A 21592-nucleotide genomic window follows, 5' to 3' on the forward strand; every position below is an offset into this window, starting at 1 on the left:
TCGACCCCCTTTACGTACGGGAGTGCCGTATGACCCCCACCGTTTCCGCCTCCGGGCTGAGCCTGCACTACGGGCGCACCCGCGCCCTCGACGACGTGTCGCTGCGGCTGACCCCGGGCGTCACCGGGCTGCTCGGGCCCAACGGCGCCGGGAAGACCACGCTGCTGCGCGTGCTCGCCACCGCCGTGCCCGCCGACCGGGGGGCCTTCACCGTCCTCGGGCACGCCCCCGGGAGCGCGCGCGGCCGGCAGGAGGTGCGGCGGCGGCTCGGCTATCTGCCGCAGGCGCCCGGTTTCCACCCGGACTTCACCGCCTTCGAGTTCGTCGACTACGTGGCGATCCTCAAGGAGCTGGCGGACCGCCGGGAGCGGCACCGTGAGGTACGGCGCGTACTGGAGGAGGTCGACCTCGGGGACGTGCGCGGCCGCCGGATCAAGAAGCTGTCCGGGGGCATGCGGCAGCGGGTCGCGCTCGCCGCGGCGCTGGTGGGCGACCCGGGGTTCCTGGTGCTGGACGAGCCGACCGTCGGCCTCGACCCCGAGCAGCGGATGCGGTTCAGGGAGCTGATCGCCGGGGCCGGGGAGGGGCGGACGGTGCTGCTGTCCACCCACCAGACCGAGGACGTGGCGATGCTCTGCCACCGGGTGATCGTCATGGCGGCCGGGGCGGTGCGCTTCGACGGGACTCCGGCCGAGCTGACCGCGCGGGCCGCCGGACGGGTGTGGAGCAGCGCGGAGAAGGACCCCGGCGCCAAGGCTGGCTGGCGCACCGGCACCGGCTCCTTCCGGAACGTGGGGGACCCGCCCCCGGGCGCCGAGCCCGCCGAACCCACCCTGGAGGACGGTTACCTCCTCGTCCTCGACGGCGCGGGCAGGACCGGCACGGCCGGCACGGAGGTGGCCGCGTGAGCGCCGTACTGACGGAGGAAGCCGTGCCCGCGCGGGCGCCGGCCCAGGACGGGCCCGACCGTGGGACGCGGGCCGTGCTGGCCCTGGCCCGGTTCGAGGCCCGCAGGCTGCTGCTGAGCATCCCCGTCCTCATCGCCTTCGCGGCCTACGTCGCGTGGATCGTGTGGCGCACGAGGACTTCCTGGGACGGCAGCCCCGCCCTCCAGGACGTCGACCGCGAGACCCAGTCCATGCCGATGCTCGTCGGCCTCGCCGTCCTGCTGTGTGCCGCCCGCGCGGTCATACGCTCCGAACGGCACGGCACCGAGCACCACTTCTCGGTGCTGGTCCTGCCGCCCTGGCGCCGTACGGCAGCCCACGCGCTGTCCGTCGTGCCGGCCGCTCTGCTCACCGCCCTCTGCGTGGCCGGGCAGTTCACCTGGGAGGCGCTCAAGCCGGGCGCGATCGGGCACGGTTCACCGGCCGAGCTGGCCGTGGGACCGCTGACGGTGCTGGTGTTCGGGACGCTCGGGGTGCTCCTCGGCCGACTGGTGCGGTCGGCGCTCGCCGCGCCCCTGCTGGTGGTCGTCCTGCTGTTCGTCTTCGTCCTCGGCACCGGGTCGAGCGAGGAGGGCGGGCTGTCCTGGCTGGCCCCGGTCGTCTCCGTGACCGGCCCGGACACCCTGCCCTCCGATCTGCTGGGGCGGCCCGCCGCCTGGCACGCCCTGTACCTGGCGGGCGCCGCCCTGTGCGTGGCCTTCCTCGCCATGGCCGTCGCCGGCGGGCGCGGCATCTTCGTCCGGGCGGGCCTCGCCCTGGGTCTGGCGGGGGCGGTGACGGGCGGGGTGCTCCAGGCCGGAGGCGTGACACCGTCGCCGGAGCTGACCGCGGCCCGTGAGCGTGCCTCGGTGCGCCCCGAGCTGACCTGCTCCGAGCACGGCCGGTCGAGGTACTGCGCCTTCCCCGAGTGGGCGCCGCGCACCGGCACCTGGGCCGCGGTCGTGGACCACGTCCAGTCCCTGGCCGGCGGCTCCGCGCACGACCGGCCCCTCGTCGTACGGCAGCGGATCGACGCCCGCTACGGGCTGGGCACCGACACCGCGATCCCCGCGTCGACCGAGCCGCACCGGGTCACCGTGGGTACCGCCTGGGGCGGCAACCGGGTCCCCGAGTTCTCCAGTGCCGTCGCCGCCGTCCTGGTCGCGGGCACGGAGGAGGCCGGGGGCGAGTTGTGCGACGGGCGGATGGTCACCGTCATGTGGCTCTCGCTCAGCTGGCAGGACGACCCGATGGACGCGCTGCGCCGGGTCCGCCTCGACGACAGTGTGACGGGCTCCGCGATCGTCCTGTCGCCCACCAATCCGCTGTCCATGACGGAGGGCCAGACGGACGTCGTACGCCGCTTGCTGGAGGACCCGCCCACCGGGACCGGGGCCCGGGTCAAGGAGCACTGGGCCGAACTGACCGCACCGGGTGTCACGACCGCCCGCGTCGCCGAACTGCTCGGCGTGGCCGGGCCGGAGAAGGCGGACTCGTGCGAGGACTGACGGCGGCCGGAGGAGCGACGACGGTGGATCTGGCCGGCGCGCTGTGGCGCACGCTGCCCTGGCGCGCCCTGGCGGCGGCGGGAGCCCTCGGCCTGCTGGTCGCCGGCGCCCCCCTCGCCACCGGCGCCGAACCGACGTCCTGGCAGACGCTGTTGCTGCTGCGGGGCGTCGCGCTGATCGGCGCGCTCGGCCTGGCCTTCCTGCTGGACGACCCGGCCCGCCACCTGACCGTGCCCGTGCCGACGCCGAGGCTCGTCCGGCAGGTGCTGCGGGTGGTCCTGGTCGCGCCGGTCGCCGTGCTGTGGTGGACGGCGGTCCTGCTCCTGACTCCCTCGGCGTCCCGGCCTCCGGCCGGCGGGGTCACCCTGGAGGCGGCGGCGGTGGGCGCCCTCGCCCTCGCCGCTGCGGCCCTGGCCGTACGGTTGTCGGACGAGGCCCGTCCGGGCCCGTTCGTCGCCGCGTCCCTGCTGCTCACCGCCGTTCTCGTGCCCCTGCTCGTCCCGGAGGACTGGGCGTTGTTCGTCCAGGCGGACGATCCGCGCTGGTCCGTCGCGCACGAGCGGTGGGCGGTGCTGGCGGCGGCGGTGGCCGTGGCGTGGGCGGTGTGCGGGCCGGAGCCGTTGGGGCGAAGATGTGGTCGGTGACCGGGTTCGGGTACGGGACGACGGCTCAGGTCTCCGTGCGGTACATCAGGTCCGTCTCGTGGGTGGTGAAACCGAGGCGCTCGTAGACGGCCACGGCCGCCTTGTTGTCGGCGTCGACGTACAGCATCGCCGTGGGCAGACCCTGGTCCTCCAGGTGGCGCAGGCCGATCGTGGTCAGGGCCTTGCCAAGGCCGCCGCCCTGGGTGTCGGGACGGATACCGAGGACGTAGACCTCGCCGAGCCCCTCCTCGGCGTGCACCTTGGTCCAGTGGAAGCCGATCAGTTCGCCGTCCCGCTCGGCGAGGAAGAATCCCGCCGGGTCGAACCACGGCTCGGCCTTGCGGTCGTCGAGGTCGCGCTGGGTGAGCGAGCCCTGCTCGGGGTGGTGGGCGAAGGCGGCCGCGTTCACGGCGAGCCAGGCCGTGTCGTCCCGGCCGGGCACGAAGGCGCGCACACTCACGCCCTCGGGCAGTCGCGGCTCCGGCAGATCCAGGCCGGCCAACGGGCGCCGCATCTGGCGCAGTTCCCGGAAGAGGGAGAGCCCGAGCACCTGGGCGAGATGCCGGGCGGCGGAGTGCCCGCCGTGCGCCCACACCCGCAGCCGCTTGCCGGAGGCGGCGAGCAGCGCTGCGCCCAGGGCCCGGCCGTGGCCCTGGCCCCGGTGCGAGGGGTGGACGACGAGCTCGGCGGCCGGCGGTTCGACCGGGTCGGTGCCCTCCAGCTGGGCGTAGCCGACGAGTTCGCCGCCGTCGACGGTGAGCAGGAGGTGTACGACGCCCTCCCGGGCGGGGCCGCGCAGTTGCAGCCGGCCCTGCTCGGACACGGCGTGCTGACCGTCGTTCCGGGCCGCCTCGGTGAGCACGGCGAGGACGGCGGCGGTCTGCTCCGGGGTGAGTTCGGCGAGGGTCTCGATCGAGCGGGGGCGGCCGGGCCGCACGGTGTCGTCGCTGGTCATGCGTACGAGAGTAAGGGGCGGGCGGGGCAAAGTGGCGGCAGTGGGCGAGGACGAGGAAGGGGGCGAGGAAGGGTGCGAGGAAGGGGGTGAAGCTAAACCAGGCTGTAACCCGGAAGCCCCTGTCGCGCTACGCGCGTTGACTCTAGGCTGCTGCGCCGACGAGCCGTCTCCTCAGCGGCTCGCGCCACGCACACCCACAGGGGGGCGCATGCCAGCCACAGCACAGTCGCACCAGCCGCGTCGCAGACGCCGTACGAGCCGTCTCCTCGTCGCCGCCGCCACCGTCGTCACCGCCGGGGCGCTCGCCGCGGCGGCCCTGCCGGCGTCGGCGAGCGCGGGCGGAAACGACCGCGGCCACGGCGGCCACGGACACGGCCACGGCCACGGTCATGGCCGCTACCAGGACGTCCAGCTCCTCTCCTTCAACGACCTGCACGGCAATCTGGAGCCGCCCGCCGGTTCCTCCGGCCGGGTCACCGAGGTCCAGCCGGACGGCACGACGAAGACGATCGACGCGGGCGGCGTGGAGTACCTGGCCACCCACCTGCGCGAGGCCCGCAAGGGCAACCGGTACTCCATCACCGCCGCGGGCGGCGACATGGTCGGCGCCTCCCCGCTCCTGTCCGGTCTCTTCCACGACGAACCGACCGTGGAGGCGCTGAACAAGCTCGACCTGGACGTGACGAGCGTCGGCAACCACGAGTTCGACGAGGGCGCCAAGGAACTGGCCCGCCTGCAGAACGGCGGCTGCCACCCCACCGAGGGCTGCTACACGGACAAGGAGTTCAAGGGCGCCGACTACCCGTATCTGGCGGCGAACGTCCTGGACGAGAAGACCGGGAAGCCCCTCCTCAAGCCCTACTGGGTGTGGAAGCAGCGGGGCGTCAAGGTCGGCTTCATCGGCGTGACCCTGGAGGGCACCCCGGACATCGTCTCGGCGGACGGCGTGAAGGGCCTGAAGTTCAAGGACGAGGTCGAGACGATCAACAAGTACGCCAAGGTGCTGCAGCGCCAGGGCGTGAAGTCGATCGTCGCGCTCATCCACGAGGGCGGCTTCCCCGCCTCGTCCTCCTACAACTACGACTGCGACTCCCCGGGCGCGGGCGACGGCATCTCCGGCCCGATCGTCGACATCGCCAAGAACATCACCCCGCAGGTCGACGCGCTGGTCACCGGCCACACCCACAACGCGTACGTCTGCACGATCCCCGACCCGGCGGGCAACCCGCGCATGGTCACCTCGGCCTCGTCCTTCGGCCGTCTCTACACGGACACCACGCTGACCTACGACCGCCGCACGGGTGACATCGCCCGTACCTCGGTGAAGTCGGCCAACCACGTGGTGACGCGGGACGTCCCGAAGGCGCCGGACATGACCCGGCTGATCGACAAGTGGGGCACCCTCGCCGCCCCGATCGGCAACCGCCCCATCGGCTACCTCTCCGCCGACATCAACCGCGACGGCACCGAGTCCCCGCTGGGCGACCTGATCGCCGACGCGCAGTTCGCGTACGGCAAGGAGCGGGACCCGGAGACCGACCTGGCGCTGATGAACCCGGGCGGCATCCGGGCCCCGCTGACCTACACGGCCTCCGGCGCCGAGGGCGACGGTGTCGTCACCTACGCCGAGGGCTTCACGGTCCAGCCCTTCGCCAACACGGTGAACCTCAAGGACTACACGGGCGCGCAGCTGATCCAGGTCCTCAAGGAGCAGGTGAGCGGCCCGAACGAGGCGGCACCGAAGATCCTCCAGGTCTCCTCCGGCCTCACCTACACCCTGGACCTGACCAAGTCGGGCGCGGACCGCGTCGTCACGGACTCCATCCGGCTGAACGGCTCGCCCCTCGACGAGAACGCCACCTACCGCGTCGCGTCCAACAGCTTCCTCGCGGGCGGCGGCGACGGCTTCACCACGCTGGGCGAGGGCACGAACGAACTCGTCGGCGCGGACGACCTGGCCGCCTTCGAGCAGTACCTGACGGCCAACTCCTCGGCGACGGCCCCGATCGCGCCCCCGGCGGCGGACCGGATCACGGTCGTGGAGTAGGCGACGGCCGGCTGCTCCGGGCAGGGGCCCGGCACGTCCGACGGTCGGGGGACCGCGGGTGTGCCGGGCCCCTCGCCGTACGGGGACGGGGCGGAAGTCAAGCGGCGGGTGCGGTGTGAGCGCCTTCTCCACCCGCCGGGGTTCCTCACCGCCGACATCGGTGCCCCCGGCGTGCTCGGCCTCCGCTGACGCCGCTCAGGCGTCGAAACGCTCCCGTGCTCCCTCGATGTGGCCGAGGTGGCGCTGGGTCCAGTCGCAGATCGCGTCGACCGTGGCGCGCAGGGCGCGGCCCGGTTCGGTGAGGGTGTACTCGACCTTCGGCGGCACGGTCGGATGCACCGTGCGGTCGACCAGGCCGTTGCGCTCCAGCATCCGCAGGTTCTGGGTGAGCATCTTGTGACTGATGCCCTCGACCTCGCCGCGCACCTCGCCGAAGCGCAGGGTGCGCTCGCCGAGCGCCTCGATGATCAGGAGCGCCCACTTGTTGGCGACGTCCGAGAAGATCTCCCGCGCCAGGGAGTCCGCGCGCCGCAGGTCCGCGTCCTCGGGCAGGCCGTTGAGCAGTTGTTTGGTCACCATCAGGTTCCTCAGTCACCGAGAAGTGCGTTCTTCCAGTTCAGCCATCACTCTCCTACAGTTCCCGAGTAACCACAAGAGAGTGAACCGGAAGGGCGAGCACCATGACCACCCACGATGTCTTCCGCTTCGACGTGCCGGCCGAGGACGACTTCGGTTACTCCCAGGCGATCGGGTCGGGCGAGCTGGTCCACGTCTCCGGGCAGCTCGCGTTCGACGAGGCGGGCGAGTTCCCCGACGGGGGCGACTTCGCCGCCCAGCTCCGGCGCACGCACGCCAACATGGACCGGGTCCTGGACCACTACGGAGCCACCCGCAACCAGATCGTGTCGCAGACCCAGTACGTGGTGGACCTGCGGCAGCACGCCGCCGCGGCGGCGCGGGGCAATCTGGCGTACTTCGGCGAGCACCGCCCGGCCGCCACGGTCCTGGGCGTGACCGAGCTGACCCTGCCCGGTCAGGTCGTCGAGATCGGCTTCGTCATCGATCTTCGGCTGCCTGCCTGAGGTCTCCCTCCGGAGGCGGCACCGGCGCCCCGGGCAGACGGATCGTGGCGGTGGTGCCGCCGCCGTCGGCCCGGCTCAGGTTCACCGTGCCGCCCGCCTGCTGCACCGTCCGCGCCACGATGGACAGGCCCAGTCCGGAGCCGGGCAGGGCGCGGGCGCTGGGGGAGCGCCAGAAGCGGTCGAAGACGTGCGGGAGTTCGTCGGCGGGGATGCCGGGCCCGTGGTCGCGGACCGTCAGCACACCGTCGGTGAGGCGCACGTCGATCGTGCCGCCCTCCGGGCTGAACTTCACCGCGTTGTCGAGCACGTTGACGACCGCGCGTTCCAGCGCGGCCGGTTCCGCCCGTACGTACCAGGGGCGGACGTCCGCGTCGATCGCCAGCTCCGGGCCGCGCAGCCGGGCGCGGCGCAGCGCCGACTCGACGACGTCGTGCCAGGCGAGGATGCGGGTGCGGCCCTCGTGCTGGCCGGTGTCGGGGCGGGAGAGTTCCTGGAGGTCGCCGATGAGCACCGCCAGTTCCGTCATCTGCGCCTTCACCGAGGCGAGGAGCGCCTTGCGGTCGGCCTCCGGGATCGGGCGCCCCGTCTCCTCGCTGCGGGTGAGCAGCTCGATGTTGGTGCGCAGCGAGGTGAGCGGGGTGCGCAGTTCGTGGCCCGCGTCGGCGATGAGCTGCTGCTGGAGGTCGCGGGAGTCGGCCAGGGACGAGGTCATGCTGTTGAAGGAGCGGGACAGGCGGGCGATCTCGTCGTCGCTGTCGTCCGCGACGGGGATGCGCACGGTGAGGTCCTCGGTACGGGCGACGTGTTCGACGGCCCGGGTCAGATCGTCGACGGGGCGCAGGCCGGTGCGCGCCACCCACAGCCCGGCGGCGCCGGCTCCGACGACACCCGCGCCCGCGACGATCACCAGCACCAGGGCGAGGTCGTTGAGGGAGCGGTTCACCTCGCCCAGCGGCCGCGCGGCGGAGACGGCCACGCCCAGCTCGGGCAGCACGCTGTAGGTGTAGACCCGGTACTGGGCGCCGTCGGCTCCCGTGGCGTCGTGCAACGCGTCGGTGGACTCGCCCTCGGCCACGGCGTGGTCGGCGTCGCTGAGCGGGACCTCCTGCGTGCCGATGATGAGGCAGCTCCCGCCCTTGCCGTCCACCAGCTGCACGGACGAGCCGAACGGGTTCTGCTCGTGCGTGACGGGATCGTGGGCGCACTCGCCGGTGCGCAGGTTGACGTACTGGCTCACCTGCTGCTTGGTCATGCGGTTCGCCTTGAGGGCCTCGTCGAGCGAGCTGACCAGCACGCTCTTGACCACGAACCAGCAGGCGACCGCCGCCGCCGCCACCGCGAACGCCACCGCCGCCGCCACCAGCAGCGACAGCCGCGCCCGGATCGGCAGGGCGCGGACCCGGCGGACGAGACCTGTCACTCGGCGCCGCCCTGCCGCAGGACGTAGCCGACGCCGCGGACGGTGTGCACGAGGCGCGGCTCGCCGCCCGCCTCGGTCTTGCGGCGCAGGTACATGACGTACACGTCGAGGGAGTTCGACGACGGCTCGAAGTCGAAGCCCCAGACGGCCTTCAGGATCTGCTCCCGGGTGAGGACCTGGCGCGGGTGCGCCATGAACATCTCCAGCAGGGTGAACTCGGTGCGGGTCAGCTCCACCGGGCGTCCGGCCCGGGTGACCTCCCGGGTCGCCAGGTCCATGGTCAGGTCGGCGAAGGTGAGGGTGTCGTCGTCCTCGGTGGTGGCCTCCACGGCCGCCGCGTAGGAGCTGCGGCGCAGCAGCGCGCGGATGCGGGCGAACAGCTCGTCCAGCTCGAACGGCTTGACCAGGTAGTCGTCCGCCCCCGCGTCCAGGCCGGTCACCCGGTCGCCGACCGTGTCGCGGGCGGTCAGCATCAGGATGGGGGTCAGGTCACCCGCGCCGCGGATGCGGCGGGCGGCGGTCAGGCCGTCCATGCGGGGCATCTGGATGTCCAGGACGACGAGGTCGGGCCGGTACGCCGCCGCCTTCTCCAGCGCGTCGGCGCCGTCGACCGCGACCTCGGTGTCGTACCCCTCGAAGGCGAGGCTGCGCCGGAGCGCTTCGCGGACCGCCGGCTCGTCGTCGACGATCAGGATGCGCTGGATCTCGCGGTCGCGGTCGCGGTCGGCGTCTGCGGGGCTCATGGGCTCGGGTCCTCGGATGCGGTCGGGTACGGGCACGGGGTGTCAACGCATTCAGCGTCGCACGTCTTCGCACCCGCTCAGTCGCTCGTCAGTCGCTCGTCAGTCGCTCGTCAGTTGCTCGCGCCCGCCCGCAGCTCGGGCAGGTCGGCCTTGACCGTGTTGATCGGGATGGCGAAGCCGAGGCCCACGCTGCCTGCGCTCGCGGACGACTCGGTCGCGGAGTACATCGCGGAGTTGATGCCGATGATGTTGCCGTTCATGTCGATCAGCGCGCCGCCGGAGTTGCCCGGGTTGAGGGAGGCGTCGGTCTGGATCGCCTTGTACGTCGTCGTGGACGAGCCGGTGTCGCCGTTGAACTGCTGCCCGCCGAACTCGAACGGCCACTGACCGCCCTGCCGCTGCTGCTGTTGCTGCTGGCCCTCGTCCGTCGAGACGGTCACGTCGCGGTCGAGGGCGGAGACGATGCCGCTGGTCACGGTGCCGGTCAGGCCCTCGGGGGAGCCGATGGCGACGACCTGGTCGCCGACCCCGATGCCGGCGGAGTCGCCGAGGGTGGCGGCCTTCAGGCCGGCGGCGTTCTCCAGCTTGATCAGCGCGAGGTCCTTCTTGCTGTCGGTGCCGACGACCTCGGCGGTGTACTGCTTGCCGTCGTTCGTCGTCACCTTGACCGAGGAGGCACCGGCGACGACGTGGTTGTTGGTGATGATCTCGCCGTCGTCGGTGATGATCACGCCGGAACCGGTGGAGGACCCGGCGTTCGAGGTGGCGTTGATCTCGACGATGCTCGGGCTGACCGCCTTCGCGACCCCGGAGACCGTGCCCTTCTGGCTGGAGGGCACCACGTTGGTGCTGGTCGAGCTGGAGGCGACGGTGTCGCTGCCGGTCAGCTCCTGGATGCCGTACGCCGTGCCGCCGCCGACGGCCGCCGCGACGATCGCCACGGCCACCAACAGGGCGGCGGGGCCGCGCCGCCGGGCCGGGCGCCTGCCGTGCGGCGGCTCGGGCAGGGGCTGCGTGGGGTGGTTCCCGGGCGGCTGCGCCGGCGGGGGCGGCCATTCCGGGTTGACGGGAGAGGAGGCGTGCTGGGGGGTTCCCTGGTACGGGTTCGCGTGCTCGTACTCGCCGTTGTGGCGGAGGCTCTCGGTCATGTCCATGAGCTTCCCGCCCGCGGATGAGAGCGGCCTGAGTGCTGCCTGAGAAGCCCGGCAGAACCTCGTATGCCCGATATAAGGGCGTCCGCCGGGGCGGTGCTACGCGCAGCCGCAGGACTGCCGTACGACCAGCTGCGACGGGAACACCTTCAGCCGTTCGCGGCGGGAGCCCGCCACCCGCAGGCCGTCGTCCAGGACCAGGTCCACGGCGGCCCGTGCCATCGCCGACCGGTCCGAGGCGACCGTCGTCAGCGGCGGGTCGGCGAGATCCGCCTCCTTGATGTCGTCGAACCCGGCCACCGCCAGCTCGCCGGGGACGTCGATGCGCAGCTCGCGGGCCGCGCGCAGCAGGCCGATCGCCTGGTCGTCGGTGGAGCAGAAGATCGCGGGCGGGCGCTGCGGCCCGGAGAGCAGTTCCAGGCCCACGCGGTACGCGTCGTAGCGGTTGTACGGCGCCTCGAAGAGCCGGCCCTCGGTGGAGAGCCCGGCCTCCTTCATGGCGCGCTTCCAGCCCTCGACGTGGTCGGAGACCGGGTCGCCGACGGACGGCGTCTCGGCGGTGCCGCCCATGCAGGCGACGTACTCGTACCCGTGCTCCAGCAGGTGGCGTACGGCGAGCTGGGCGCCGCCCAGGTCGTCCGTGACGACGGCGACGTCGTCGATGGCCTCGGGGCGCTCGTGCAGCAGGACCACCCGGGCGTCCCAGGCGTCGATCTCGGCGGCGGCGTTGTCGTTCAGCGCGTGGCTTACCAGGATCAGGCCGGAGACCCGCATGCCGAGGAAGGCGCGCAGGTAGTGGACCTCGCGCTCGCCGACGTAGTCGCTGTTGCCGACGAGCACCATCTTGCCGCGCTCGGAGGCGGCCCACTCGACCGCGTGCGCCATCTCCGCGAAGAACGGCTGGCGCGCGTCGGGCACGATCAGGCCTATGAGGTCCGTGCGCCGCGACGCCATCGCCTGGGCGACCCGGTCCGGGCGGTACCCCAGTTCCTTGATCGCGGCGAGGACACGCTCGCGCGTGGCCGGGGCGACCGGCCGGGGTCCGTTGTTGATGACGTAGCTGACGACGGCGGTCGAAGTCCCCGCCAGTCGCGCCACATCATCCCGAGTCACCTTGGCCACGCGCGGAGTCTACGCGGATGGACCCGCTCCGGGCAGGGCGTATCACACCTTGGATGACCTTGCGGGCGCCGCCTCGGTCTTCTCGGCGGCCGCCTTGTCGGGCTCCTCGGCCTTCTCGGTCTTCTCGGTTTTCCCAGCCTTCTCGGCTTTCTCGCCCTTCTCGGGCTTCTCCGGCGTCACGAAGCGGTAGCCGACGTTGCGGACGGTGCCGATCAGCGACTCGTGCTCGGGGCCGAGCTTGGCGCGCAGCCGCCGTACGTGCACGTCGACCGTGCGGGTGCCGCCGAAGTAGTCGTACCCCCACACCTCCTGGAGCAGCTGCGCGCGGGTGAACACGCGGCCGGGGTGCTGGGCGAGGTACTTCAGCAGCTCGAACTCCTTGAAGGTCAGGTCGAGGACCCGGCCCTTCAACTTGGCGGAGTACGTCGCCTCGTCCACCGACAGGTCGCCGTTGCGGATCTCCATGGGGGAGTCGTCGCCGCCGAGCTGCTGGCGGCCCGTGGCCAGCCGCAGCCGCGCCTCGACCTCCGCCGGACCGGCGGTGTCGAGGAGTACGTCGTCGATGCCCCAGTCGGCGGTGACGGCGGCGAGACCGCCCTCGGTGACGATGAGGACCAGCGGGCAGCTGAGGCCCGTGGAGCGCAGCAGCTGGCACAGGCTGCGGATCTGGGGGAGGTCGCGGCGGCCGTCGACGAGGATGACGTCGGCGCCGGGGGTGTCGACGAGGGCGGGGCCCTCGGCGGGGGCGACGCGTACGTTGTGCAGCAGCAGGCCGAGGGCGGGAAGCACCTCCGTCGACGGCTGGAGGGCGTTGGTCAGGAGCAGCAGAGAGCTCATCGCGCCCCACCTGCCTGGGACGGTTTGTGGTCGTGCCCGGTTCGCTCGCCCATAACGTCTGGTTCCTCCTGGGTCCCGGCGATGGGGGTACCTCCCACGCCCTTAAGGCAGTGGGGGAGTTTGCGGCACTGCTTCTTACTGGTGGCGTCCGGGAGGTGAACGCCGGGCGCCCGCCCGGCATCGCTCCCGAAAGCACAAAAGGACCCGGGGGCTACGTTGCCCGAGTCCTCTGCCCAGCAGAATAGCCGACATGAGCAACCGACCGCCGGGTCATGTGGCGCGTTCCACCCGTGGTCCAGCCAATCGTCCGCATCCCGAGACGCCCCGGGGAGCGCCGCGCCGCACGCCCGCGCGCACCTTCCTCCGTACGGCCGACGGTGTCCTCATCGACGCCGTGTACGAGCCGGGACCGGGCGGTCGCGAGCCTGCTGACCTGGTGTTCGTCGTCGCGCACGGGTTCACGGGCAACGCCGACCGGCCCCACGTGCGGCGGATCGCGGCGGCGTTCGCGCGGCACGGTGCCGTGGTCACGTTCTCCTTCCGGGGGCACGGCGCGTCCGGCGGGCGGTCCACCGTCGGCGACCGCGAGGTGCTCGACCTGGCCGCGGCGGTCGCGTGGGCGCGCGGCTTCGGGCACGCGCGCGTGGTGACCGTCGGCTTCTCCATGGGCGGCTCGGTGGTGCTGCGGCACGCCGCGCTGTACGCCGACGACGACGCGGCGGGCACGGACACCGTCGTGTCGGTCAGCTCCCCCGCCCGCTGGTACTACCGGGGCACGGCACCCATGCGCCGGCTGCACTGGCTGGTCATGCGCCCCGCCGGGCGCCTGGTGGGCCGCTACGGCCTGCGCACCCGGATCCACCACCGGGACTGGGACCCGGTGCCGCTGTCGCCGGTGGAGGCGGTGGCACGGATCGCGCCGACGCCGCTGCTCGTCGTGCACGGCGACCGGGACGGCTACTTCCCCCTCGACCACCCCCGGATGCTGGCCGAGGCCGCCGGTGACCACGGCGAACTCTGGCTGGAGCCCGGCATGGGCCACGCCGAGAACGCCTCGGACGAGACGCTGCTGCACCGCATCGGCGACTGGGCGGTGGCCCGGGCGGGCTAGCCTGACGTTGTTCATCGCCGAGACGAAGGAACGAGATGGCAAAGGTCACGGTGCGCTACTGGGCCGCCGCGAAGGCCGCGGCGGGGGTGGCCGAGGAGCCCTACGAGGCGGCGACGCTCGCCGACGCGCTGGGCGCGGTCCGCGAGCGGCACCCCGGCGAACTCACCCGTGTGCTGCTGCGCTGCTCGTTCCTCGTCGACGGCGACCCCGTGGGCACCCGCGGGCATGAGACGGTACGGCTGGCCGAGGGCGGCACGGTCGAGGTGCTCCCGCCGTTCGCAGGAGGGTGAGCGATGACCGACCAGCCGCATCAGTCGTACCAGCAGTACGACCCGAATCAGCAGTACGACCCGAATCAGCCGTACGACCCGAATCAGCCGTACGACCCGAGTCAGCAGTACGGCCGGGACCAGCAGTACGAGGGGTACGACGCGCAGGCGTGGCCCGGGCAGCAGCCGTACCAGTCGTACCAGGGATACGGGGAGCAGCAGCCGGACCCGAACGCCGGCCAGTACACGCAGCAGTGGCAGGGGCAGACCTGGGAGACGCAGGTGCAGCCGCCGGTCTCCGCGGAGGAGACGGCGTACCTGCCGCCGCACACCGCGCAGCCGCAGCCGCAGCCGCAGCCGCAGCCGCAGCCGCAGCCGTATCCGGCACGGGGACAGGCGTACCAGCCCCAGCCTCAGACGTACGCACCCCAGCCCCAGCCGCAGCCCTATGAGCCTCCCGCGCAGTCGGCGCCTGCCGCCGCGGCCGCCGCGGCCGCCACGGCCCCTCCCGCCTCCGGCGACCCCGGCTACGGTCCCGCGACCGTCGCCGGGAACACGCGGATCACCGACGCGCAGCGGGCCCGGGCCGAGGGGCGTTCGCCGATCATCGACCCGGGCATGCAGCCGGCCGGTCTCACCGCGGTGCTCGGGCTGCTGCTGTCCGGCGCGGCGGCGCTCGGCACGTACGCCCTCCTCGTCCCGCTCGTCGCCCTCCAGGCGGTCACCGCGGCGGGCTGGTTCCGGCTGAACGGCATGTGGCCCGCCCGGCAGGGCATCGCGCTGGGCTTCGCGGGTGCGCTCGCCGCCGACGCGGCACTGCTGGTGTCGGACCGCTCCCCGGCGGCGATCCTCGGCACGCTCGGGGTGTGGGTGCTGCTCTCCCTCGTCCTGCAACTGCGCTCGCACGCCGATCCCGACGAGCGGATGTACGGCCTGATGGCGACCATCGCCGCCGCGGCCCTGGCCGTGGTCGCGGGCGGGTACCTCGCCGCCGACGCGGACGCGGTGACGGTCGGCGGCATCGCGGTCGCCGTGGCGGCCGTGGCCCGCGCGCTGCCGCTGCCGACCCCGGCGTCCGTGGTCGTCGCCCTGCTCGCGGCGGCCGGAGCGGGGATCGCGGCCGGCTCGATGACGGACTTCGGGGCGTCGGGCGCCCTGCTCGGCGCGGGCGCGGCGGTCTGCGCGCTGATCGGCCTGCGGGTGGCGGCCTACGACTACCCCTCCCGCTTCGTCCACTTCACGGCGGGCGTGGCCCTGCCCCTCGCGGCGGCGGCCCCGGCCGTGTACCTCCTGGGCCGCGCCCTGGCCTGAGCCCTCCGCCCGCGCGGCACCCCCCTGTCACAGCTGTTCGACAAAACCCGGGGGGTGCCACCGGCCCGCGTTACGCTCACGCTGGACGGCCGCCGGTCGTCGGGTCCGCCGCCGTCGAGCGTCCAGGGTTGGGGAAACACCGCATGCGTGCACTGCGAATACTGTTGATCGTCGTCGTGATCCTGGGCGGCCTCTTCGTGATCGCCGACCGTGTCGCCGTCAACTTCGCCGAGGACGAGGCCGCGGACAAGCTGCGCAGCACCGAGAACCTCGCCTCGACGCCGGACGTCTCCATCAACGGCTTCCCCTTCCTCACCCAGGTCGCCGGCGGTTCCCTGGACGACGTGGAGGTCGGCATCGACGACTACGAGGCGTCCACCGGCAACGGCGGCGAGAAGATCCGCATCGCGGAGCTGCGCGCGCACATGAAGGGCGTCGAGTTCTCCGGCGACTACAGCTCCGCCACCGCGGCCACCGCCACCGGCACCGCGACCGTCGGCTACGACGAGCTGATGAAGGCCACCAAGTCCGAGCCCACGCAGATCGCGCCGGGCGTCGACGCCAGGGTCATCGGCCTCTCCGACGGCGGCAACGGAAAGATCAAGGTGTCCCTGAAGGCCACGGTCCTCGGTGTCGAGGTGCCCGAGCCGGTCGAGGTGCTCAGCTCGGTCAAGGTCAAGGACGACGATGTCGAGGTCGTCGCCGACGGCCTGCCGGAGATCGGCGGCAGGCAGCTCGCCGAGTCCCGGATCCGGGCCATCACGGACTTCCAGCAGACCATCGACGAGCTGCCGGGCGGCATCGAGCTGGACAAGGTCGAGGCGGCGAAGGACGGCGTCGAGATCACGGTGAAGGGTTCGAACGTCAAGCTGGCCGGGTAGGACCAAAGCCGGTGCCGCGCGGACCGGCGACGCCCATGTCCGACAGGCGAGACGGCGCTGTCCGTACCGCAGATGCGGCGAGGCCGGCGTCCGCCCGGGCGGCCTTCCGGGGGTGAGGTGACGGGCCTTCTATCCCACATCTTGGACGATCGTGTCTCATCATGCGACACGTCGGTGACACGGCCCGCCCTCAATCCCTACGATCGGGACTTATGAAGCGACAGGCGGACCTCACGAAGCGGCGGGCAGTGGACCTGTGCCGCGTTGCCGCCATGCTCTGTCGCACCTTCTGAGACGGGCGGCGACGTCGCCGTCCGTGTCCCCCTCATCCTCGCCCCGCACCGTCGTGGGCACCCGCGCGCGCCGCGGCACGGCCCGAGCGCGCACCCCGTCCCACCGCACGCCCCGCCGCAACTGCCCCGGAGGAGAAAACATGAGTCGCAGCGACGTCCTGGTCGACGCCGACTGGCTGCAGGACCACCTGGACGACACCGACATCGCGATCGTCGAGGTGGACGAGGACACGTCCGCCTACGAGAAGAACCACATCAAGAACGCGATCCGGATCGACTGGACCCAGGACCTCCAGGACCCGGTCCGCCGCGACTTCGTCGACCAGGAGGGCTTCGAGAAGCTCCTGTCGGCCAAGGGCATCGCCAACGACACGCTGGTGGTCCTCTACGGCGGCAACAACAACTGGTTCGCGTCGTACGCCTACTGGTACTTCAAGCTCTACGGCCACGAGAACGTCAAGCTCCTCGACGGCGGCCGCAAGAAGTGGGAGCTGGACGCCCGCGAGCTGGTCCCCGGCGACGAGGTGCCCCAGCGTGCCGCCACCGACTACAAGGCCAAGCCGCAGAACTCCGCGATCCGCGCCTTCCGCGACGACGTGGTCAAGGCGATCGGCGCGGAGAACCTGGTCGACGTCCGCTCGCCCGACGAGTTCTCCGGCAAGCTGCTCGCCCCGGCCCACCTCCCGCAGGAGCAGTCGCAGCGTCCGGGTCACGTCCCGTCCGCCCGCAACATCCCGTGGTCGAAGAACGCCAACGACGACGGCACCTTCAAGTCGGACGACGAGCTGAAGCAGCTCTACACCGACGAGCAGGTCGACCTGGCGAAGGACACCATCGCCTACTGCCGCATCGGTGAGCGCTCGGCCCTGACCTGGTTCGTCCTGCACGAGCTGCTGGGCGTGGAGAACGTCAAGAACTACGACGGCTCCTGGACCGAGTACGGCTCCCTCGTCGGCGTGCCGATCGAGCTCGGCGCCGCGAAGTAACCCGCCCGGGTACGGCAACCGACCGACCTTTCCCAACACCTCAGGAGTAACGACATGTGCGGAGCGAAGGCCGGCGGCCCCGACGCCTCGACGATCAAGCCCGGTGAGACCACCATCCAGGGTCAGGTGACCCGCGACGGCGAGCCGGTGACGGGCTACGTCCGTCTGCTGGACGCCACCGGCGAGTTCACGGCGGAGGTCCCGACCTCCGCGACGGGCCAGTTCCGCTTCTACGCGGCCGAGGGCACCTGGACCCTGCGGGCGCTCGTCCCGGGCGGCACCGCCGACCGCACGGTCGTGGCCCAGCAGGGCGGCCTGGCGGAGGTCGCGATCGCCGTCTGACGGCAGACGACGGCCGAGGGGCCGCACCCGCCGGGTTGGACGCCTGGGGTGCGGCCCCTTCGGCGTGTCCGGACGGGGGGCCGGACGGGGGGGGTCCGGACCTACTCTGGAGGTATGTACGCGCGGCGGCGGCACGTCTACTTCGCCATGATGGGGACCTGCATCGTCCTCTTCGTCCTGGCCTGGGGAGTCGTGCGCCTCTGGTCCGTCCCGGCGGCCGTCGGCCTGTGCGTGTTCACGATGCTCATCCCCCCGGTGGCCGCGATGGTCGCCAACCGGCGCGGCCCGGACGACCGCTGGTGGGACGACCCGTCGGGCGACGCCCAGTCCGACGAGTGGTGGGACGAACTGGACGGCAGGAAGCGCCCGCACTGAGCGTGAGCCTCGTGGTTCGGCGTCCGGTGGCCGGGCAGGATGGCGGGCATGTCCCCGACGAAGCTGTCCACCGTCGTACTGGACGCGCACGACGCCCGTGAACTCGCCGGCTTCTACCTGCGGCTGCTGGGCTACGTGGTGCGCGCCGAGGAGCCGCACTGGGTGCTCATCGGCCCGCCGCCCGGCACCGAGGGCACGTCCCTGGCCTTCGAGACGGAGTCGGCGTACGTGCCGCCCGTCTGGCCGGCCCGGCGCCCGGGCGACCAGCAGATGATGCTGCACCTCGACATCGAGGTCGACGACCTTGCGGCGGAGACCGCACGGGCCGTGGCTGAGGGCGCCCGGCTCGCCGCCCACCAGCCTCAGGAGGACGTACGCGTCCTGCTCGACCCTTCCGGGCACCCCTTCTGCCTGTGGGCGCGGACACCACCTGGTAGCGCAGCGGCTCAGTAGACGAGTGCCTGCGTGTCGCCGGCCAGGGCCTCCTGGACGAAGACCTGCGCGCCCGCGATGCGCACGCCCTCGATGACGTCCTTCTCGGTGAGGTCGCGCCGGGCCGCGCACTGGGTGCACAGCGTCACCCGGCCGCCCGCCAGGAGCGAGTCCAGCAGGTCGGGCAGCGGCGCGGCGTGCGGCAGCTCGAACTCGGCCGCCCGCCCCGGCACCGCGAACCACGCGGACTCACCGGTCAGCCACAGCGACACGTCGACCCCACTGGCCACGGCCACCGCCGCCACCGTGAACGCCTGAGAACACCGCTCGGGCGCGTCCGCCCCCGCCGTCACCTTGATCACGAGCCTCTTCGCCATGCCGGAAGCGTAGCCCTCGCGGGCGGCGTCAGACCGCGAAGGTGATCGTCGCCAGCAGCGTCGCGACGCACGGGACGGTCAGCAGGCCGCTGACCGTGGCCCCGTCCAGCCGGGCGCGCCGCCGGGGCCGGGCCCTGTGCCTCGGCGCGGGCGTGGGCGGATGGTCGGGGTGGAACGGGGGCATCGCGAAGTCAGGGCGGGCTCACGGGCGTTGAGCTGGACAAGCAGGTGGCGGCACGTATGGGCCGCCGTGAACCGCTGCTGGCCGAGGGCGGGCCGCAGTTCCGGGCCATCCTCTCGGAGACGGTGCTGCACAGTTCGCTGCGGAGCACGGCTGAGTGGCATGCGCAATTGCGCCATCTCGTGGCGATGGGCGCACGCCCCAACATCAGCGTCCAGGTGGTCCCCTGGGCGGCGGGACTGCATGCGCTGACCAACACCCACACGATGTTTCTGCATGGCGCGGGCCGGATCGTCGCCTGGGTCGAGACCGGCTACTCGGGCGAACTGGTCCAGGAAACTACGGCAGTCGACCAGCTTCAGCTCCGATACGATCGAGTGCGCGATGCGGCCCTGTCCCCGGGCGAATCGCGGAGGTTCATCGAGCGGATGCTGGAGGAAGCGCCATGCGAGCCATCGATCTGAGCACGGTCACCTGGCGCAAGAGCAGCTACAGCAACCAGGACGGCGGCAACTGCGTCGAGGTCGCCCCCGGCGTCCCCTCCCTCGTTCCCGTGCGCGACAGCAAGGACCCCGCTCGCGGTGCGCTCCTGTTCGCCGCGCCCGCGTGGGCCGCGTTCGTGGGCGGAGTCCGGCGAGAAGAGCCGAGGTGGGCCGCGTAAGCTGGGGGCGGCCCTGTCGTATGCCCCCCGCTCAAGGAGCACCCCGTGGAGATCTTCTTCGAAGCCCTGCTGGTCCTGGTCTGCGTCGGCGTTCTCGCCTTCGCCGGTCTGACCGTGAAGAAGCTGTACCAGGGCCAGCGCTGATCACCGACGCCAGGAAGTACCGCTCATGATCGAGATCCCGTCCGACCTGCACAAGGACCTCGTGCCGCTCGTCTTCCTGCTGGGTGACTGGGCCGGCGCGGGTGTGCACGACTTCCCCGGTGCCGAGAAGTGCAACTTCGGCCAGGAGGTCTCCTTCACCCACGACGGCAGGGACTTCCTGGAGTACCAGTCCCACACCTGGGTGCTGGACAACGACGGCAACAAGGTCCGCCCGCTGGAGTCCGAGCACGGCTTCTGGCGCATCGACGCCAACCGCAAGGTCGAGGTGACGATGACCCGCGACGACGGCGTCATCGAGATCTGGTACGGCGAGCTGGCCGACCAGAAGCCCCAGATCGACCTGGTGACGGACGCGGTGGCCCGCACCGCGGCTTCTCAGCCCTACACGGGTGGCAAGCGGCTGTACGGCTACGTCAAGAGCGACCTGATGTGGGTCGGCGAGAAGCAGACCCCCGAGGTCGAGCTGCGCCCGTACATGTCGGCGCACCTGAAGAAGGTCGTCACCCCGGAGGACGTCGAGCGCTGGGCCAAGGCCCTCCCGGACGACATGCCGGACGACGGGATCGCCTTCTTCAAGTAGTTGCCCGTTCGGCTGGTCATCCGTTCCAGACGACGGTGCAGATGTAGACGCACTCGTGCCGGGGCACCGCCAGGAACTGGATGAAGCCGCGTCCGCCGAAGATGGGGAAGTTCCGTAACCCGCCGGGCTTCCCCTCCGGACGACTGCCCGCGATCTCGGCATCCGGCCCGAGGGCGGCGATCTCGGTTGCGATGCGCTCGACTTCGGCGACGACGCCCACGGGCAAGCCTGCCGTGAGGTACTCCTCGCTCGGGTTGTACTCCCACTTCCAATCGCTCACAGACCCGCCTCCGCCTCCGCCTCGGCGTGGATCTTCCGGATCTCGGCGATGGCGTTCGTCGGGTCCTCCGCGCCCGCGCTCACCACGTCCTCCAGATGGCGCAGGCGGGCCGCGCGGGACGGTCGTCGCTGGATCGCCACGAACACTCCCCAGGTGTGGACGAACATACGCAGCGGCGCGAGCGACTGCGTCTGCTGCGCGCTGGTCGTCGCCTCGACAAGATCCTGAACGAAGGCGGGCACCCGGCTCGGCGTCAGACTCGCGACCGCGGTACGGAGTGCCTCGGGCGTGAGCACGGGCATGGGGATAAGGGGCTCGGTGAGTGATTCCGGGCGTTGAGCGGTCATGGAGTCCTCCGGATCGAGGGCCGGTGCTGGTGTCGACGGTACCGACCGCGGCGACGGTCCGGTTCGCTTATTGGACGTCACACCGTCGGGAGGGCCGCCGGGCCTAGACTCGTGGTGTGGTGAGCACCGACTGGAAGAGCGACCTCAGGCAGCGCGGCTACCGGCTGACGCCCCAGCGGCAGCTGGTGCTGGAAGCCGTGGACACCCTTGAGCACGCGACCCCGGACGACATCCTGGGCCAGGTGCGCAAGACCGCGTCGGGGATCAACATCTCCACCGTGTACCGCACGCTGGAGCTGCTGGAGGAGCTGGGGCTGGTCAGCCACGCCCACCTCGGGCACGGTGCGCCCACCTACCACCTGGCCGACCGGCACCACCACATCCACCTGGTCTGCCGGGACTGCACCAACGTGATCGAGGCCGACCTGTCGGTGGCCGCCGACTTCACCGCCAAGCTGCGCGAGCAGTTCGGCTTCGACACCGACATGAAGCACTTCGCGATCTTCGGCCGGTGCGAGAGCTGTTCCCTGAAGGGTTCAACTACCGAGTCGTAGGCGACTCGTAAG

The 21592-nt window shown here is 72.0% G+C and carries 28 protein-coding genes; 17 read left to right on the forward strand and 11 right to left on the reverse strand.

Annotated elements, in window-relative coordinates; genetic code table 11:
- Positions 1-29 precede the first annotated feature (29 nt).
- Genes C4J65_RS17890 through C4J65_RS17900 form a run of 3 tightly spaced genes read left to right on the forward strand, consistent with a single transcriptional unit; the run spans position 30 to position 3078 of the window.
- Positions 30-908, forward strand: a complete 879-nt coding sequence (locus C4J65_RS17890; RefSeq protein ID WP_115743301.1) for an ABC transporter ATP-binding protein — start codon at positions 30-32, stop codon at positions 906-908.
- Positions 905-2434, forward strand: a complete 1530-nt coding sequence (locus tag C4J65_RS17895; RefSeq protein ID WP_115743302.1) for an ABC transporter permease — start codon at positions 905-907, stop codon at positions 2432-2434. Before C4J65_RS17890 ends, C4J65_RS17895 begins: the two co-directional genes overlap by 4 nt.
- On the forward strand, positions 2422-3078 hold the full coding sequence (locus C4J65_RS17900) for an ABC transporter (RefSeq protein ID WP_162833231.1): 657 nt from the start codon (positions 2422-2424) through the stop codon (positions 3076-3078). The genes C4J65_RS17895 and C4J65_RS17900 overlap by 13 nt, the downstream gene beginning before the upstream one ends.
- A 25-nt stretch (positions 3079-3103) precedes the next feature.
- Here C4J65_RS17900 and mshD read toward each other — a convergent pair whose 3' ends face one another.
- Positions 3104-4033 carry a mycothiol synthase gene (mshD, locus tag C4J65_RS17905; protein ID WP_115743304.1) on the reverse strand — a complete coding sequence of 310 codons (930 nt, stop codon included), beginning with the start codon at positions 4031-4033 and terminating at the stop codon, positions 3104-3106.
- Positions 4034-4241: 208 nt separating this feature from the next.
- Between mshD and C4J65_RS17910 the strand changes: the two genes are divergently transcribed.
- A complete protein-coding gene (locus C4J65_RS17910) occupies positions 4242-6080 on the forward strand; it encodes a bifunctional metallophosphatase/5'-nucleotidase (RefSeq protein ID WP_115743305.1) in 1839 nt (612 codons plus the stop codon).
- 195 nt (positions 6081-6275) lie between these two features.
- Here C4J65_RS17910 and C4J65_RS17915 read toward each other — a convergent pair whose 3' ends face one another.
- Positions 6276-6659 carry a helix-turn-helix domain-containing protein gene (locus C4J65_RS17915; protein ID WP_115743306.1) on the reverse strand — a complete coding sequence of 128 codons (384 nt, stop codon included), beginning with the start codon at positions 6657-6659 and terminating at the stop codon, positions 6276-6278.
- A 101-nt stretch (positions 6660-6760) separates the two neighbouring features.
- Between C4J65_RS17915 and C4J65_RS17920 the strand changes: the two genes are divergently transcribed.
- Positions 6761-7162, forward strand: coding sequence for a RidA family protein (locus C4J65_RS17920; RefSeq protein WP_115743307.1), 402 nt, complete (start codon positions 6761-6763; stop codon positions 7160-7162).
- On the opposite strand, the gene C4J65_RS17925 is transcribed toward C4J65_RS17920, so the two are convergent.
- The 5 genes from C4J65_RS17925 to glnR form a co-directional block, all read right to left on the reverse strand.
- Positions 7137-8582: a HAMP domain-containing sensor histidine kinase gene (locus C4J65_RS17925; protein ID WP_115743308.1), complete on the reverse strand. Its 1446-nt coding sequence runs from the start codon at positions 8580-8582 to the stop codon at positions 7137-7139. The two genes, C4J65_RS17920 and C4J65_RS17925, sit on opposite strands and share 26 nt — an antisense overlap.
- Positions 8579-9325: a response regulator transcription factor gene (locus C4J65_RS17930; protein WP_115743309.1), complete on the reverse strand. Its 747-nt coding sequence runs from the start codon at positions 9323-9325 to the stop codon at positions 8579-8581. Before C4J65_RS17930 ends, C4J65_RS17925 begins: the two co-directional genes overlap by 4 nt.
- Positions 9326-9435: 110 nt before the next feature.
- On the reverse strand, positions 9436-10473 hold the full coding sequence (locus C4J65_RS17935; protein WP_205351031.1) for a trypsin-like peptidase domain-containing protein: 1038 nt from the start codon (positions 10471-10473) through the stop codon (positions 9436-9438).
- 102 nt (positions 10474-10575) lie between these two features.
- Complete coding sequence (locus C4J65_RS17940; protein WP_115743311.1) at positions 10576-11598, reverse strand: LacI family DNA-binding transcriptional regulator; 1023 nt, start codon at positions 11596-11598, stop codon at positions 10576-10578.
- Between the two features lie 42 nt (positions 11599-11640).
- Complete coding sequence (gene glnR, locus C4J65_RS17945) at positions 11641-12435, reverse strand: two-component system response regulator GlnR (RefSeq protein ID WP_115743312.1); 795 nt, start codon at positions 12433-12435, stop codon at positions 11641-11643.
- A 250-nt stretch (positions 12436-12685) separates the two neighbouring features.
- On the opposite strand from glnR, the gene C4J65_RS17950 reads away from it, so the two are divergent.
- The 8 genes from C4J65_RS17950 (at position 12686) to C4J65_RS17990 (ending at position 18456) form a co-directional block, all read left to right on the forward strand.
- Positions 12686-13546, forward strand: a complete 861-nt coding sequence (locus C4J65_RS17950; protein ID WP_205351032.1) for an alpha/beta fold hydrolase — start codon at positions 12686-12688, stop codon at positions 13544-13546.
- Positions 13547-13581: 35 nt separating this feature from the next.
- Complete coding sequence (locus tag C4J65_RS17955) at positions 13582-13836, forward strand: MoaD/ThiS family protein (protein WP_115743314.1); 255 nt, start codon at positions 13582-13584, stop codon at positions 13834-13836.
- Positions 13837-13839: 3 nt separating this feature from the next.
- On the forward strand, positions 13840-15126 hold the full coding sequence (locus tag C4J65_RS17960) for a hypothetical protein (RefSeq protein ID WP_115743315.1): 1287 nt from the start codon (positions 13840-13842) through the stop codon (positions 15124-15126).
- A gap of 143 nt (positions 15127-15269) precedes the next feature.
- Positions 15270-16007, forward strand: a complete 738-nt coding sequence (locus C4J65_RS17965) for a DUF2993 domain-containing protein (RefSeq protein ID WP_115743316.1) — start codon at positions 15270-15272, stop codon at positions 16005-16007.
- A gap of 433 nt (positions 16008-16440) precedes the next feature.
- A complete protein-coding gene (locus C4J65_RS17975; RefSeq protein ID WP_115743317.1) occupies positions 16441-17286 on the forward strand; it encodes a sulfurtransferase in 846 nt (281 codons plus the stop codon).
- Positions 17287-17340: 54 nt separating this feature from the next.
- Complete coding sequence (locus C4J65_RS17980; protein WP_115743318.1) at positions 17341-17628, forward strand: DUF1416 domain-containing protein; 288 nt, start codon at positions 17341-17343, stop codon at positions 17626-17628.
- 114 nt (positions 17629-17742) lie between these two features.
- The gene (locus C4J65_RS17985) at positions 17743-18003 is read left to right on the forward strand and encodes a DUF3099 domain-containing protein (protein WP_115743319.1); all 261 of its coding nucleotides are present in this window, start codon (positions 17743-17745) and stop codon (positions 18001-18003) included.
- A gap of 48 nt (positions 18004-18051) precedes the next feature.
- The gene (locus C4J65_RS17990) at positions 18052-18456 is read left to right on the forward strand and encodes a VOC family protein (protein WP_115743320.1); all 405 of its coding nucleotides are present in this window, start codon (positions 18052-18054) and stop codon (positions 18454-18456) included.
- Here C4J65_RS17990 and C4J65_RS17995 read toward each other — a convergent pair.
- Positions 18450-18812 (reverse strand): DsrE family protein, encoded by a 363-nt coding sequence (locus C4J65_RS17995; RefSeq protein ID WP_115743321.1) that lies wholly within the window; start codon positions 18810-18812, stop codon positions 18450-18452. The two genes, C4J65_RS17990 and C4J65_RS17995, sit on opposite strands and share 7 nt — an antisense overlap.
- 28 nt (positions 18813-18840) lie before the next feature.
- A complete protein-coding gene (locus tag C4J65_RS36115; protein ID WP_162833233.1) occupies positions 18841-18996 on the reverse strand; it encodes a hypothetical protein in 156 nt (51 codons plus the stop codon).
- Positions 18997-19052: 56 nt separating this feature from the next.
- Here C4J65_RS36115 and C4J65_RS18000 point away from each other — a divergent pair, with 56 nt between their 5' ends.
- From C4J65_RS18000 to C4J65_RS18015, 3 genes are all read left to right on the forward strand, one after another.
- Positions 19053-19457: a DUF5753 domain-containing protein gene (locus tag C4J65_RS18000; protein WP_115743322.1), complete on the forward strand. Its 405-nt coding sequence runs from the start codon at positions 19053-19055 to the stop codon at positions 19455-19457.
- On the forward strand, positions 19439-19654 hold the full coding sequence (locus C4J65_RS18005) for a DUF397 domain-containing protein (protein WP_115743323.1): 216 nt from the start codon (positions 19439-19441) through the stop codon (positions 19652-19654). The genes C4J65_RS18000 and C4J65_RS18005 overlap by 19 nt, the downstream gene beginning before the upstream one ends.
- A 169-nt stretch (positions 19655-19823) precedes the next feature.
- Positions 19824-20399 (forward strand): FABP family protein, encoded by a 576-nt coding sequence (locus C4J65_RS18015; protein ID WP_003974791.1) that lies wholly within the window; start codon positions 19824-19826, stop codon positions 20397-20399.
- A 16-nt stretch (positions 20400-20415) separates the two neighbouring features.
- Here the strand turns inward: C4J65_RS18015 and C4J65_RS18020 are convergent, their stop codons facing one another.
- Both C4J65_RS18020 and C4J65_RS18025 read right to left on the reverse strand, forming a co-directional pair.
- Positions 20416-20679, reverse strand: coding sequence for a hypothetical protein (locus C4J65_RS18020; protein ID WP_115743324.1), 264 nt, complete (start codon positions 20677-20679; stop codon positions 20416-20418).
- Positions 20676-20981: a DUF6247 family protein gene (locus C4J65_RS18025; protein ID WP_240330450.1), complete on the reverse strand. Its 306-nt coding sequence runs from the start codon at positions 20979-20981 to the stop codon at positions 20676-20678. The genes C4J65_RS18020 and C4J65_RS18025 overlap by 4 nt, the downstream gene beginning before the upstream one ends.
- A gap of 161 nt (positions 20982-21142) precedes the next feature.
- On the opposite strand from C4J65_RS18025, the gene C4J65_RS18030 reads away from it, so the two are divergent.
- The gene (locus C4J65_RS18030; protein WP_115743326.1) at positions 21143-21580 is read left to right on the forward strand and encodes a transcriptional repressor; all 438 of its coding nucleotides are present in this window, start codon (positions 21143-21145) and stop codon (positions 21578-21580) included.
- Positions 21581-21592: the final 12 nt, after the last annotated feature.

Origin of the sequence: Streptomyces sp. CB09001 (assembly GCF_003369795.1) — a bacterium.
Lineage (GTDB): Bacteria > Actinomycetota > Actinomycetes > Streptomycetales > Streptomycetaceae > Streptomyces.

Coding starts and splice junctions, on each gene's coding strand:
- C4J65_RS18015 (WP_003974791.1), top strand. CDS start 19,824: ATGATCGAGATCCCGTCCGACCTGCACAAGGACCTCGTGCCGCTCGTC.
- mshD (WP_115743304.1), bottom strand. CDS start 4,033: ATGACCAGCGACGACACCGTGCGGCCCGGCCGCCCCCGCTCGATCGAG.
- C4J65_RS17990 (WP_115743320.1), top strand. CDS start 18,052: ATGTCCCCGACGAAGCTGTCCACCGTCGTACTGGACGCGCACGACGCC.
- C4J65_RS17975 (WP_115743317.1), top strand. CDS start 16,441: ATGAGTCGCAGCGACGTCCTGGTCGACGCCGACTGGCTGCAGGACCAC.
- C4J65_RS17950 (WP_205351032.1), top strand. CDS start 12,686: ATGAGCAACCGACCGCCGGGTCATGTGGCGCGTTCCACCCGTGGTCCA.
- C4J65_RS17960 (WP_115743315.1), top strand. CDS start 13,840: ATGACCGACCAGCCGCATCAGTCGTACCAGCAGTACGACCCGAATCAG.
- C4J65_RS17930 (WP_115743309.1), bottom strand. CDS start 9,325: ATGAGCCCCGCAGACGCCGACCGCGACCGCGACCGCGAGATCCAGCGC.
- glnR (WP_115743312.1), bottom strand. CDS start 12,435: ATGAGCTCTCTGCTGCTCCTGACCAACGCCCTCCAGCCGTCGACGGAG.
- C4J65_RS17890 (WP_115743301.1), top strand. CDS start 30: ATGACCCCCACCGTTTCCGCCTCCGGGCTGAGCCTGCACTACGGGCGC.
- C4J65_RS17955 (WP_115743314.1), top strand. CDS start 13,582: ATGGCAAAGGTCACGGTGCGCTACTGGGCCGCCGCGAAGGCCGCGGCG.
- C4J65_RS18000 (WP_115743322.1), top strand. CDS start 19,053: ATGGGCCGCCGTGAACCGCTGCTGGCCGAGGGCGGGCCGCAGTTCCGG.
- C4J65_RS17920 (WP_115743307.1), top strand. CDS start 6,761: ATGACCACCCACGATGTCTTCCGCTTCGACGTGCCGGCCGAGGACGAC.
- C4J65_RS17910 (WP_115743305.1), top strand. CDS start 4,242: ATGCCAGCCACAGCACAGTCGCACCAGCCGCGTCGCAGACGCCGTACG.
- C4J65_RS17995 (WP_115743321.1), bottom strand. CDS start 18,812: ATGGCGAAGAGGCTCGTGATCAAGGTGACGGCGGGGGCGGACGCGCCC.
- C4J65_RS17965 (WP_115743316.1), top strand. CDS start 15,270: ATGCGTGCACTGCGAATACTGTTGATCGTCGTCGTGATCCTGGGCGGC.
- C4J65_RS18005 (WP_115743323.1), top strand. CDS start 19,439: ATGCGAGCCATCGATCTGAGCACGGTCACCTGGCGCAAGAGCAGCTAC.
- C4J65_RS17915 (WP_115743306.1), bottom strand. CDS start 6,659: ATGGTGACCAAACAACTGCTCAACGGCCTGCCCGAGGACGCGGACCTG.
- C4J65_RS17985 (WP_115743319.1), top strand. CDS start 17,743: ATGTACGCGCGGCGGCGGCACGTCTACTTCGCCATGATGGGGACCTGC.
- C4J65_RS17935 (WP_205351031.1), bottom strand. CDS start 10,473: ATGACCGAGAGCCTCCGCCACAACGGCGAGTACGAGCACGCGAACCCG.
- C4J65_RS36115 (WP_162833233.1), bottom strand. CDS start 18,996: ATGCCCCCGTTCCACCCCGACCATCCGCCCACGCCCGCGCCGAGGCAC.
- C4J65_RS18025 (WP_240330450.1), bottom strand. CDS start 20,981: ATGCCCGTGCTCACGCCCGAGGCACTCCGTACCGCGGTCGCGAGTCTG.
- C4J65_RS17980 (WP_115743318.1), top strand. CDS start 17,341: ATGTGCGGAGCGAAGGCCGGCGGCCCCGACGCCTCGACGATCAAGCCC.